This window comes from Acidobacteriota bacterium, from assembly GCA_016703965.1.
Classification (GTDB): Bacteria; Acidobacteriota; Blastocatellia; order Pyrinomonadales; family Pyrinomonadaceae; genus OLB17.
In genome coordinates, this window is the sequence record JADJBB010000021.1 from 636,066 (window position 1) to 648,547 (window position 12,482).

Annotated in this window: 11 protein-coding genes; 9 read left to right on the forward strand and 2 right to left on the reverse strand. The window is 54.1% G+C overall.

Translation table 11 applies throughout. The annotated features are described in order from the left end of the window. Positions 1-461: 461 nt before the first annotated feature. From IPG22_10340 to IPG22_10380, 9 genes are all read left to right on the forward strand, one after another. The gene (locus IPG22_10340) at positions 462-1,511 is read left to right on the forward strand and encodes a chitosanase (GenBank protein ID MBK6588679.1); all 1,050 of its coding nucleotides are present in this window, start codon (positions 462-464) and stop codon (positions 1,509-1,511) included. A gap of 39 nt (positions 1,512-1,550) precedes the next feature. After that, positions 1,551-1,736, forward strand: a complete 186-nt coding sequence (locus tag IPG22_10345) for a hypothetical protein (protein MBK6588680.1) — start codon at positions 1,551-1,553, stop codon at positions 1,734-1,736. A 92-nt stretch (positions 1,737-1,828) separates the two neighbouring features. Then, positions 1,829-2,218, forward strand: a complete 390-nt coding sequence (locus tag IPG22_10350; protein MBK6588681.1) for a hypothetical protein — start codon at positions 1,829-1,831, stop codon at positions 2,216-2,218. 16 nt (positions 2,219-2,234) lie between these two features. Then, complete coding sequence (locus tag IPG22_10355) at positions 2,235-2,552, forward strand: hypothetical protein (GenBank protein ID MBK6588682.1); 318 nt, start codon at positions 2,235-2,237, stop codon at positions 2,550-2,552. A gap of 60 nt (positions 2,553-2,612) precedes the next feature. Then, positions 2,613-3,101, forward strand: a complete 489-nt coding sequence (locus IPG22_10360) for a phage portal protein (GenBank protein MBK6588683.1) — start codon at positions 2,613-2,615, stop codon at positions 3,099-3,101. After that, the gene (locus IPG22_10365) at positions 2,987-3,907 is read left to right on the forward strand and encodes a phage portal protein (GenBank protein MBK6588684.1); all 921 of its coding nucleotides are present in this window, start codon (positions 2,987-2,989) and stop codon (positions 3,905-3,907) included. Before IPG22_10360 ends, IPG22_10365 begins: the two co-directional genes overlap by 115 nt. Before the next feature lie 28 nt (positions 3,908-3,935). Further along, positions 3,936-4,439 (forward strand): hypothetical protein, encoded by a 504-nt coding sequence (locus tag IPG22_10370; protein ID MBK6588685.1) that lies wholly within the window; start codon positions 3,936-3,938, stop codon positions 4,437-4,439. A gap of 165 nt (positions 4,440-4,604) precedes the next feature. Next, entirely contained in the window at positions 4,605-5,456 is an 852-nt protein-coding gene (locus IPG22_10375) for a P22 coat protein - protein 5 domain protein (protein ID MBK6588686.1), read from the forward strand. A gap of 104 nt (positions 5,457-5,560) precedes the next feature. After that, positions 5,561-5,878 carry a hypothetical protein gene (locus tag IPG22_10380; protein MBK6588687.1) on the forward strand — a complete coding sequence of 106 codons (318 nt, stop codon included), beginning with the start codon at positions 5,561-5,563 and terminating at the stop codon, positions 5,876-5,878. 88 nt (positions 5,879-5,966) lie between these two features. Here IPG22_10380 and IPG22_10385 read toward each other — a convergent pair whose 3' ends face one another. Together IPG22_10385 and IPG22_10390 are read right to left on the reverse strand one after the other, a co-directional pair. Next, the gene (locus IPG22_10385; protein MBK6588688.1) at positions 5,967-8,669 is read right to left on the reverse strand and encodes an EAL domain-containing protein; all 2,703 of its coding nucleotides are present in this window, start codon (positions 8,667-8,669) and stop codon (positions 5,967-5,969) included. A gap of 1,497 nt (positions 8,670-10,166) precedes the next feature. Further along, positions 10,167-12,278, reverse strand: coding sequence for a PD40 domain-containing protein (locus tag IPG22_10390; protein MBK6588689.1), 2,112 nt, complete (start codon positions 12,276-12,278; stop codon positions 10,167-10,169). Between the last annotated feature and the right edge of the window lie 204 nt (positions 12,279-12,482).

A 12,482-nucleotide genomic window follows, 5' to 3' on the forward strand; every position in this document is an offset into this window, starting at 1 on the left:
TTTAAAACTTGCTATATAGCCGAAGTATAGGCGCATTTTCCCGCATTCTCAATACAAAAAGACACCTAGTTAACACAGATTCAATCATTTAGACTTTCGCGGCCGCGTTATAGCCGGTATTTATTCGTCGCACCGAAATTTCTAAATGACCGTCGAACTGCAATTTTTCAACGCCGAAATAAAACAAATGTTTATACGCACCTGTGAAGATCAGCCAGATCTTGCACGCCGCCGCTCGGGCCTTTTGTGCAAAGTTATACAATTTACGCAAAACTATACAATGTGAGAAAAACATATCAATGTGTGCATAATATAACGATCTGTGCATAATGGCATTTCATTTTATTGTTCTTTGTCATAGCCTGTTCACGGTCGGACGAAACGCAAGCGGCGAATAAAGCCTCGACACACTTGTCGCCCCGAGTCGTCCGATCATTGTACAGAATACAACACATAAAACTATGGCATTTACAGAAAACGACAAATTGAAGGCTCTCGCGATCGTCCATGTATTTGAAACGTCAAAACCGTTCGGCGATTATGCGGCATGCGTGGTGCTGAATGACGGTGCGGGCGTTTCGTATGGGATCAATCAGTTCACGCACCGCTCGGGCTCGCTGGCGGCGGTCGTTCGAGAATATCTGGCAAACGGCGGGCAGCTCGGCCGCGAGATCTTTACCTCCACTCTGCCGGTGCTCGCGAAGAAAACCACTGCGGCGATCGAGCAATTGGCAGGCAACGAGCTCTTTAAACGAACCCTGAAAACCGCCGCGATCACGGGTGAAATGAAGGCCGCTCAACGCCTCGTCGCTTATGAACGCTATTTGCGCCCCGCGATGGAGATCTGCGAGCGGATGAGATTTGTAACGCCGCTTTCGCTGGCGGTCGTTTATGATTCGGTGACACACGGTTCGTGGGAACTGATATCGGCCCGCGTAAACAGCACAGTGCGGACGACCAAACCGGAACCGCTCGCCTTCGAAAAAAGCTGGATCACGGAATACGTTAGGGCCCGGCACCGCTGGCTCACCGAGATCAGAAGACTCAAGGCAACTAACTACCGCACAAAATTCTTCCTCGACCAGATCGCGATAGGGAATTGGGAATTGCGGCTGCCGGTCACCGTACACGGAGTTCGTCTGCCCGCTGAGTTAGAGGGCGAGACACGCGGACCGATAGACGCCGGGTCACCTCAACCCGAGATCAGGGCGGATCAGAACGAAGAAAGCTCCGTTCTGCAAACCGTCTCTGACATTACGAGTTCGGCGGCCGAAAAATTTGACCGTGTCGACGGAGTGGTAACAGCCGTTGCGACCCGTAAGGACGCAGCGAAATCGCTCTGGACCACGGTAGCCGGATCACTTTCTCAAGCTATTTGGGGCATCTTAGGCGTTCTCGTCGGCATGCCGCGCATTGTCTGGATCACCGTCGCCATCATCGCCGCGTCGCTGACGCTCCTTTACCTCTATCGACAAATAACGCTCGGAAAAATAAGAGAAGCACGTTCCTAAAAACTGCTCACTGCTCACTGCCAACTGCTGACTACCAATATGAACGACACAAAAAACATTCTATTAGCCTGGATCAGCTCGCTTTCGTCGATCATTACGACCATCGAAGCTGGCACGCTGATCTCCATCGTCTCGGCGATCGTGCTGCCGATCACGTTTTTCACGCTTGGCAAAACGATCGACGTCGTCGTGCAGATCTATCTCACGCGACGCGAAAAGAAATGACCGGAGGGTGAGCATCCAACTCGCCATTGACTTAATGCCAGAGCATTGGCGAGCAAGATGCTCACCCTCCAGTCGGGTTCCAGACAGAAATTATGATTACTAAACAAAAGATCTACATAGCTGCTGCGACAGCCGCGGTCTTTGCGGCCACGCTGCTCAGCTACGGCTGGTCAAATCACCAGATCGCAAAGCTCGAATCTCAAGTAGCCGCCGCAAAAGCGATTGCAAACGAAAACCAGCAAACGGCCGCCGCGAAAGAACTCGAGGCCGCACAATACAAACAAAAGATCGACTATCTCGAAACCAAACTCACCGAGGTTAATCAACTCGCGAGGAAACAAGATGAAGAACTGGAAAAACTTAAGCTTAATAGCCGTAATGCTCGCAGCACCGCTGACGCCGCGCGTCGCACACGCACAATCACCGCGACCAACGCCGAACTCTGCAATAAGCTCGCCGAGCTCGGCCACCCGTGCGAGTGACGTGATCGCGGCCTGCATGGCGACCGCCGTTGAACTGGAAAAGACAAGAACATTCGCCGCGTCACTAGAAAGCGAAAACCGTTCCTTAACCGAACGTCTCACAACCGAAAAGGCAGCAACCGCATTGCTCACTGAGCTAAACGAAACGCGTCGCAGCGAATCCGAAGCACTAAAAACCGCTGTGGCCGCAAAGAACGAAACCATCGCCGCCAAAGACACGGTCATCGCGTCGCAAGACAAATTCATCGAGACCTTAAAAAAGAAAAAGCCATCGCCCTGGCGACGCATCGGCGACATCCTGATCGGAGCCGCGACGATCGCAGTTCTGAAATGACTGGAGGGCGAGCATCCTGCTCGCCAGTGGCGGCTGGATAAAACAAAAAGAAGACCACATATGAACAACGACATTGAAAAAGCACTAACCAACCTCCGTGCGAACAGCGGCCGATACGACAAGCCGATCCGCTATTACAACGGCGACCACGATCTGGCGTTTGCGACCGAGAAATTCGAGAACACCTTCGGAACACTGTTTCGCGAATTCGCACTCAACCTCTGCCCCGTGATCTGCGACGCGGTTCGCGACAAGCTCCGCGTCACTGGTTTCAGCGTCGAGGCATCAACTCACAACTCAGCTAATTCAGTAAACGCGGCAACTCGAAACATCTGGTTTCGTAATCGGATGGCGTCGAGGGCGGGCGAGGTTCACAAGGAAGCTCTCAAATGCGGTGATGCGTATATGTTCGTTTGGCCGAACGTGAATGGCGCGTGCTCTACCCGAATACCGCATCAGGCATTACGGTTGTCCATGATAACGGGGATCCCGGAAGCATTGCATGGGCCGCCAAGGCATGGACAAATGCGGATAAACGTATACGTCTGAACTTATTCTATCCGGACCGCATCGAGCGGTTTATCAGCCGGACGAAAGCGGATACATTGCCCGATCCCGCGGATATGATCGCGTTCTCAGACGAGACCAGTGACGCGGTAGATTCCGTGATCGCAAATCCGTACGGCGTTGTTCCGGTGTTTCATTTTGCCAACAACGCCGACCTGGGCCAGTTAGGGCGCTCCGAGCTTGAGGCAGCGATGCCGGTGCAGGACGGGCTGAACAAATCCGTGCTCGACATGCTGGTCGCGATGGAATATTCCGCCTTTCGCCAACGCTGGGCCGCCGGTATCGAGGTCGAATATGACGAGCAGGGCAAGACGATCGCTCCGTTCGAAAGCGGTGTCGATCATCTGTGGATCGCGGGAAATCCTTCCGCAAAATTTGGCGATTTTGAGACCGCCCAGTTAGAGCAGTTCCTGAAAGTGAAGGACAGTTTTCGCATCGACATGGCGTCGGTTACGGGCACGCCGCTGCATTATTTTTTGCAGGTCAACGCCGGCCTGCCGAGCGGCGAGGCTCTGAAAAAATCAGAGACGCGCTTCATCGCCAAGGTCCGTGACCGCCAGGAAAACTTCGGCCAGGTCTGGGCCGACGTGATGGCCTTCGCCCTCAAGATCGAACACGGCAGCGACGCAAAACTCATCACCGAATGGGAAGACCCATCGCCGCTCTCAGAACGCGAATTCCTCGAAAACATCCTGCTCAAACGACAGATCGGATTGCCGGTAGATAAAGCGTTGATCGAAGCAGGCTATGGCGTCGCGGATGTAAAGGAAATGGATGAAATGCGTTAGTTATCGCTTCCAACTAAGAGAAGAAATTATGAAGAAACAAACTGAAATAAATACACAACCAGAATTGCCGTTTGTACCGGCATTGTCCGCCGGCGGTTCGGCGGAAACGAATGACGAAACATCAGTCGTCGTTCCGCCCGCTTACGCAGGCGGTTCTGACTTGGTTACACAACTAAAAGCTGAGAACGAACAGCTCAAGGCGACGATCCGAACGGCTTCGGCTCACCGGCAGATAACGGGCGAGTTGGAGCGGATTGGGGCGAGGTCGCCGGAGCTTTTGTTTGAGGCGGTAAAGGGTGATCTGCAGTTTGCGGATGACGGTTCGCTCACGAATGCGGCGGCGGTCGTCGATCGTCTGCGACGCGATTTTCCCGAGCAGTTCGGCGGCGCCACGCCGCCCGCGTCAATCGATGCCGGTGCAGGAACTGCACCGGTCCCGCGTCTTAGCAAAGATACCCTCGCCAAAATGAAACCCACCGAGATCGCTAAGCTCGACTGGGAAGAGGTGAAGCGGACGCTGGCTCAAGCGTAAGGAATGCCCATTTCTCTTGTTCCGTGTTCGTTCCGTGCGATCCGTGGTGGAAAAAAAAGATCTTAACCACGGAAAACACGGAACGCCACGGAAAACGATCTGGACTAGCTAAAAAACGGCCCACTAGCTAAAACTGGTGGCGATTAAAAAAAGGAAATTAAGAATATGGCTTTAGATTTTATACCAACAGTATGGGCGGCGAGATTGCTTGTCGCTCTTGAGAGATCGCTTGTATATGGACAGGCGAATGTGTGTAACCGCGATTACGAAGGTGAGATCCGTGCGAGCGGAAATACGGTCAAGATCGCGTCGATCGGCGACGTGACGGTTGACGATTATACCAAGGACACAGACATCGGCGACCCCGAAACGCTGACCGATGCCGAGCAGACGCTGCTGATCGATCAGGCGAAATACTTCAACTTCTATGTTGACAGCGTCGACCGTGCCCAGCAGAACGTCAACGTGCTCGACGAAGCGATGCGCCGAGCCTCGTGGTCACTGCGTGATCATGCTGATACATTCCTTGCCGCCGCGATGGAAGCTGCGGTCGTCACAGACAATAAGATCGGTTCCAACGCATCGCCCGAGGTTCCGACCAAGGACAACGCCTACGAATACCTCGTCGATCTGGGCGTTCTTCTCGATGAGGCGAACACGCCGATCGACGGCAGATTCGTCATCGTGCCGGCCTGGTTTCACGGGCTGCTGCTTAAGGACGAGCGGTTCGTAAAGGCAGGAACGCGTCGCTCGGACATCGCGATCCGCAATGGCGAGGTCGGTGCGGCGGCCGGATTTTCGATCATCAAATCCAACAACGTACCGAATACGTCCGGCGCGAAATACAAGATAATCGCCGGTCATTCGATCGCGACCTCGTACGCCGAGCAGATCGTGGACGTGCAGACCTACAAGCCGGAAAAAAGATTTGGCGACGCGGTCAAAGGCCTCCACGTATACGGCGCCAAGGTAGTACGGCCGACGGCGTTAGCCATGCTCATCGCGGACAAAGCTTAATGGTTAGCAGAGTTGCAGAGTGCCAGAGTACCTGAGTTGTGAAAGCAACGGACGATTTTGGAAACTCACTCTGCAACTCTGCAACTCTCCAACTCAAAAAAACTATGAATTCACTAGATAAATTAAAACAACTTACCGCCTGGGATGCGGAGCCGGTTTTGAGCGAGGACGATCTCAGCGAATTGCTCACCGCCGCTTCGCTCGAGGATGCCAATGGGCTCGCCCCGATCAACGAAGAATGGACACCGACATACGACCTAAACGCCGCTGCGGTTGCGGGCTGGCTCATCAAAGCCGGCCGTGCGGCTGGCACAGTCGATTCGCCCGCATCAGGCCCGGTTACGTCAAAGATCTTCGACAATTGCCGCACGATGGCAAGGGTCTACGCAGCCAGGAGGAAGGGAAGCGTGTCGATCGGATAATATATATGTATTAGCATATATAGATCGAAAAGCCCCGTGTCGGAACACGGGGCTTTTTCATTTGAAGGCTTGCTTTGTTCAGATCAAACTAAACTGACGTTCGATTCGCAAGCAGGAACGAGTCCATCTCGGTTTTTGTCAACGGCTTTGCAAAATGATATCCCTGGCCGGCTTCGCAGCCAAGATATTGGAGAACCGTGATCTGGTCAGGATGTTCGATCCCTTCGGCGATGGTTTTTAGATTAAGCGAATCGCCCATCATGATGATAGCCCGTGCGACGGCGTTACCCTCGCTGCCCTGGCCAAGCTTGTCGATGAAAGATTTGTCTATTTTTAGGATATCGATCGGGAACCGCTGAAGATAACTAAGGCTGGAATAGCCCGTTCCAAAATCGTCGATCGCGAGACGAATGCCGAGTTTTTTCAGCTCGTGAAGTTTCAGTATAGTGGCCTCTGTATCCTGGAGCATGAAACTCTCGGTTATCTCGAGGATCAGCGACCGCGGCGGCAAGCCAGTTGCTTCGAGTGCTTTCCTGACAATGTCGGCAAGCTCCTTCTGCATGAACTGCCGGATCGATATATTCACCGTAACAGATATGTTGGCCGCGGCATCAGATCCGCTGCGCCATTCCTGTACCTGCCGACACGCCTCACCGAGTATCCATTCGCCAAGAGGAACGATCAGGTTCGTTTCTTCGGCGAGTGGGATGAATTTCATCGGCGGGATCAGTCCGGATCGTGGGTGCTGCCATCGGACGAGTGCCTCCATCCCGAGAATGCGTTTGGACCGCAGGTCGAAGATGGGTTGGTAGTGGAGGACGAACTCTCGTTCATCGATACCGCGCCTGAGGTCTGCCTCTAGCTCGATACGCTCCATTAGGGCCTCGTGCATTTTGGTTTCAAAGACGACGTATTTGCCTTTTCCGCGGCCCTTAGCGAGGTACATTGCGAGGTCGGCGTTCCGGAGCAGTTCTTCTGAGCCGGACGTTTCAACAGAGCCAGCGGCGATCCCGATGCTGGTACCAACGTAAACCTCATTGCCCTCGATCGAGAACGGCTCACGGAAAACCTCGAGGATACGGTTAGCTATGTTTACCGATTCGTCTTCGTGGGTGACGGATTCGATCAGTACGGCAAATTCATCACCGCCAAGGCGGGCGGCGGTGTCGGAATTCCGAAGGCAGTCCTGAAGACGCTCGGCGACGTGGACCAGGAGTTTGTCGCCAGCCGCGTGGCCGAGTGAATCGTTGATAGATTTGAAATTATCCAGATCCAGGAACAGCACGGCGATCGAAACATGGTTTCTGGTCAATCGGGCGAGAGCGTGCTCAACTCGGTCGCGAAAGAGAGCCCGGTTTGCGATCTTGGTAAGCGGATCGTGCAGTGCCTGGTGGGTGAGCTGTGCCTCAAGCGATTTCCGCTCGGTGACATCCATCATCGACCCGAGCATTCGGATCGGTTTGTTCTCAGGGCCGTAAACAACATAACCGCGGTCAACCACGAAAGCGTAGGAACCGTCTTTGCGACGAAACCGGTACTCGTCGGTCCAATTGTGCTGCCCGCTTTCAATCTGACGGTGAACGCTGGAGGTCACACGATCGCGATCGTCAGGGTGCAGCCGTGCGGTCCAGGAGGAAAGGTCCGTTCCGATCTCGTCGCCGATGTAGCCGAACAGTTTTTGAAAACCCTCGTTCCACCACAATTCGTTCGTGGAAAGGTTCCAATCCCAAATTGCATCGCTGGTTGCTCGAGTGATCAGTTCGAATCGCTGGTGACTGAGCTGAAGAGCCTCCTCGGCCCGCTTTCTCTCGATGGCCATCGCGATCTGGTCAGCGACCGATGTAAGAAGTTCGACATCCTGCTGGGTGTAGGTATCAGTGTTTTCGTAATCCTGAACGACCAGCACGCCGATAGAGCCGTCGGGCGTTTTGAGCGGGACGCCGAGCCAGATCGGCGAGTCGGTTCCAACTGATTCAACCTCGCCCTCAGCTATCAGGCGCATAGAATCCTCGTGCGTTAGCAGCATCGACCTGCCCGTGCGAAATACGTAGGCGCTCATGCTGCGGCCGACTTTCAGCGGCGCGGGCATTGGGTCGTATTTGTCGACCCAAAACTGCATCGACAGCATCTCTGTCTGTGGGTCGAAAAGGGCTACGAAGAAGTTTTCCGCATAGACGATCTTCTTGATCGTTCGGTGAATAAGCAGGAGCAGTTCGTCAAGGTTTGCGGTGGTCGTCACGCCGTGGATGATCTTTGAGATCGCACGCGATTCTGCCTCGAGTCGCTTTTCCCGGGTAACATCCCGGGCCACACAGACGATATTATACGTTTTGCTTTCAGGATCGAATATCTTTGACGCTGAGACCGAGACCGGAAAATGGCTTCCGTCCTTGCGTGGGCAATATGTCTCGAGCCTTTGCGAAAAGCTGTTCTTGGCGAGAGTGCGACGGAATATCTTTCCGAACATGCTGCCGTTGCGTGACAGCACGTCGATGGGCTTGCCGAGCAATTCGTTTTCGGTAAACCCTGTGAGCGTCAACGTCGCTGGATTGACCCGTATTATAACCGCATCCTGATCGACGATGACGATCGCATCGCTGATCGAATTAAAGATCGTATCGCCCAGGCTTTGCAGCGTTGAGCGTCCGCCGTCTGTAACGTGCAGATCGTCGAACGGCAATATCGTGATGCCCGTTGGCTGGGCATCATCGCTGCTGTCGCGATCAAACCTCGCCCCCGCAGGCAGCAGGGTGACATCGCTATTGGTTTCGAGGTGGAGAGGTTGTTCCATTAGAATGGGACGGAACGATCGAAATGGAATTCGAGAGGAGGTTTTCTAAATTGAAAAGAACGCGGAAGTTGAATCGTTATGCCTGAAAAGAGCATTCGAAAAGCACCGTCTTGGCGGGCTTTTCCACTATCGATAATGGATTAAACATTGTTTAATGTCAAGGTTTTCTTTTTTGTGGTTATGGGTTAGACATCGATCTTTCACGGAAAGACCTCACGGTGAAACTCAGATCTAGCGCAGTAATGGGCGGAAAAGAGTTTGCCCTTCCCGCCCATACCAGAGCCGCTGTTCCGAGTTCCGCTTCTTACTTCGGATCGAGATCCCACCAATACTGTTTACCGAGCGGTTTTTGCTGCGGCCAGACTTGGTTAAGCGTTTCAGCATCAAAGAGCTCGCCGTTTTTCATCACCATTTTGATAGTGTTCGTGTTGCGGATATCTGCGAGCGGGTTGCCGTCGAGGATCTGCAGGTCGGCGAGCTTGCCGGGCTCGAGTGAGCCGACGTCCTGCGACAGGCCGATGGCTTCGGCCCCAAAGATGGTGGCAACACGAAGTGTCTCGAGATTGCTCAGGCCGCCGGACTGGATCGACCAAATCTCCCAATGAACCCCAATGCCCTGCATCTGGCCATGACCGCCGATGCCGACGCGGCCGCCGGCTTTGACCACCGCGGCTGCACCTTTCGCGACACCGCCGTAGTTGTATTCCTCAGGAGCGAACCACTGCGGCCGTCGCCGCATCATTCCGTTTATCAGTTCGCGCGGGATATAGCGGGCGAGCCGCTGATTTTTGAGTACATCGGTCGTCTCAAAGAAATGATTTTCGAGCCACGGGCTGCCATATGCGACTAGAGTCGTCGGCGTATAAAACGTCTTCGTCTTCGCGACGAATTGGATCACATCATTATATATGGGCTGGATCGGCAAACTGTGTTCGTTGCCGGAATATCCGTCGATCATCTGAGAAAGGTCGAGCTTCATGTCGAGCGCACCCTCGGTGGTCGGCGTGATCTTGTTGTCTGTACATGCCATCGCGACCATCTGGCGAATGTTGCGATCGCCGACGACATACTGTTTGAGTGTGTCGGTTTTGTAGGCATCGCGGTAGCGTTTAATATAATTATTTACCGAATCTTTATCGTCGAGACCTAGATTCGAGAAAACGCCCGGCCCGGTCGTGAAAACACGGGGCCCAAGTATCTCGCCCGTCTCGACCAGATCTGCGTAGGCATATACGTCCGTTGTCGAGCTCTGAGGATCACGGGTAGTGGTGACGCCGTAAGCGAGATTAGCGAGATATTGCCATACCTGGTCCTGATGCAGGTCTCGCGGCGGCCACATGTGGGCGTGGACATCGACGAAACCGGGAATGATAGTTTTGCCGGTCACATCGACCACCTTCGTTCCCGCCGGCACAGTTACCTTGCCCTTTGGACCGAGAGCGGCGATTCGGTTGTCGGTAACTAGAAGGTCGCCTCTTTCAATAACCTCGTCGCCTTTCATGGAAACAATACGAGCTCCGGTAAGCAGGACGCTGCCTTTCGGCTTACTGCGGGCGGTCGTGACGGTGATGTCGTATTCGCTCGGCTTATCTGAATCGACCGACTGGCGATAAAGCTTCGTTCCCCACGACCAGCTAACGTTCTTGCCGTCACGAGCGAAATCCAGATAGTCGCCGCCGAAGGCCGACATCTTTTTGACGGGAACATTCGAGGTCGGCGAAGCGAGACTGACGTTGACCGTTTCGCGGCCTGTTCGCGGCACTGTGACGATGTAATGCTTGCCTGCAGCTCAAGAAACACGCGGCTGCGGTCGGGCGAAATTCGCATCACGCTTGCGGTCGGCTGTTGCGGAGGCGTACCTTTTCCGGTCACGCGCACGTGCACACGGCGGTCGAAACCATCCAGCCGGATCGAAGCCAGGCCGCCGCCGGTGGTCAGGTACACGCGGTTCGGATCGTCCGAAAAATGGGGCGAACGCCCGCCTTGGGCAGAAGCGATCAGAGTTGAGACACCGCCATTTGCTGGGATATATTTCAGGTCGGTTCCGGTCGAGCCGCCCGGCCCGGTGATCTCACGGGGATTTGATCCCAGATGCAAGATCTCTTCTTCCGGCGACGAAAACTCATGGCCTTCGCGTATGTCCGCAAATAGCTGATCGTCGACAGCTCCGGTGATGAAGACGATCTTCGAACCATCGGGCGAATAAACCGGCGATGAGTAATACGCCGCTGCTGTCGTTAGCTTTCGAGCATTCCCGCCTTCGGCGGAAATGGAATATATGTGCCCACCCGCATTTGTCCATGTTACATAAGCGATATTCTTACCGTCGGGCGACCAAGTCGGCATGAATTCACCCTCGTCACTGGTAGTAAGACGCTTTGGCGTGCCGCCTGCGAGATCCATTGTGTAAAGCTTGCTGAATGCAGTGAATGCCACGCGTTTGCCATCCGGCGAGATAGCTGGATAACGGATGAGGCGAGCGTTAACGGTTGAACTGTCGTCAACCCGGTAATCGAAATGAACCCGCGGCCCGATCTCAGCTTCGACATTCACGGTAAACGGAATATCAGTTGCCGCGCCGCTTGCAAAATCGACCTTCGCGATCTTGCCGTTTACGGGAACGATGAGCGATCTGCCGTCTGGCATAAAATCGTAGCCCGGAAAGGTGTCGCGGGTAGCCCGCGATTCCTGATCGTCGCGGGTGACATTTCCGATCAGCCAACGTTCCTGGCTGCTCTCGAGATTCCGAACACGGAGAGCCGTTTTCGTTTCGTAACGCGTGGCGTAAACCATGTTCCTACCATCCGGCGAGAGCACCGGCCGCATGGCGGAACCCTGAGTATTGGTGATCCGAGAGGTCTCGCCGGTATCGCGGTCGAATCTCATGACCTGCCACATCGGGAATCTTGCATTGTATTCAAATGCCCCGCTTCGCTGGGCCCAATATATGAATTTCCCGTCCGGCGAAGCCTGAAGACCCATCATATTCATTCGCGGAGTCGCCGGCCCGGCTTGGCCCGGCCCCGGAAGCGGTGGTGGCGGCGGTCCGATCGATAGGCCCGAACCGCCGTCCTTGTGATACATATAGGGATGAAACGGCCCGATCGACTGGTCCGATTTTGAGACCATTATGTAATTGCCATCCTCGGTCCACGACGGCGATACGAACATCGACTTGGTGTCTTTTGTAATGGCCTTTGCGTCGGAACCATCGGGTTTCATTACCCAAAGGTTTTCCGCACCGCTGCGATCCGATAGGAACGCGATCCATTGACCATCAGGAGAGAATTTCGGCTGGCTCTCGAATGACATCCCGCCATGGATCCGCTTTGCCACACCGCCCTCGATCGGCAGCGTGTAAATGTCCCCAAGCATGTCAAACGTCATCCATTTCCCATCAGGAGAAACGTCGAGCGACATCCAGGTGCCTTCGTTCGTCGTAAACTTCAGTGTCTCAGCAACTTTCAACGGCAGCGGCGGAGTTTCGGACTTCTTCTCTTCTTTTTTCTCGTCCGGCTTCGTGTCCTGAGCAGAAAGGGGAAAGGGTAGGACGAGCACGAACATCGCGAGAAGGGCAAGAATTTTCTTAAACGGATCGGTTAGGCGCATAGGTTCTCCTGAAATGATGGCGTCATATCTCCAGTCGGAAATATGGGAACCGTATCTTTTGTGAATTTTTTGAGTGTATCTGAAATAAGATACGCAGGGCAAGAAACGAATGTTTCAGGAGCAAGAACGACGTGCGTAAGCCCCCGCGTCGCCAAGGCCGGTCAGTCAAGAATGCTAATCCTAACTTCGCGTGATCGGCCCTAG

Coding starts and splice junctions, on each gene's coding strand:
- IPG22_10375 (MBK6588686.1), top strand. CDS start 4,605: ATGGCTTTAGATTTTATACCAACAGTATGGGCGGCGAGATTGCTTGTC.
- IPG22_10380 (MBK6588687.1), top strand. CDS start 5,561: ATGAATTCACTAGATAAATTAAAACAACTTACCGCCTGGGATGCGGAG.
- IPG22_10370 (MBK6588685.1), top strand. CDS start 3,936: ATGAAGAAACAAACTGAAATAAATACACAACCAGAATTGCCGTTTGTA.
- IPG22_10360 (MBK6588683.1), top strand. CDS start 2,613: ATGAACAACGACATTGAAAAAGCACTAACCAACCTCCGTGCGAACAGC.
- IPG22_10350 (MBK6588681.1), top strand. CDS start 1,829: ATGATTACTAAACAAAAGATCTACATAGCTGCTGCGACAGCCGCGGTC.
- IPG22_10385 (MBK6588688.1), bottom strand. CDS start 8,669: ATGGAACAACCTCTCCACCTCGAAACCAATAGCGATGTCACCCTGCTG.
- IPG22_10340 (MBK6588679.1), top strand. CDS start 462: ATGGCATTTACAGAAAACGACAAATTGAAGGCTCTCGCGATCGTCCAT.
- IPG22_10355 (MBK6588682.1), top strand. CDS start 2,235: ATGGCGACCGCCGTTGAACTGGAAAAGACAAGAACATTCGCCGCGTCA.
- IPG22_10345 (MBK6588680.1), top strand. CDS start 1,551: ATGAACGACACAAAAAACATTCTATTAGCCTGGATCAGCTCGCTTTCG.
- IPG22_10390 (MBK6588689.1), bottom strand. CDS start 12,278: ATGCGCCTAACCGATCCGTTTAAGAAAATTCTTGCCCTTCTCGCGATG.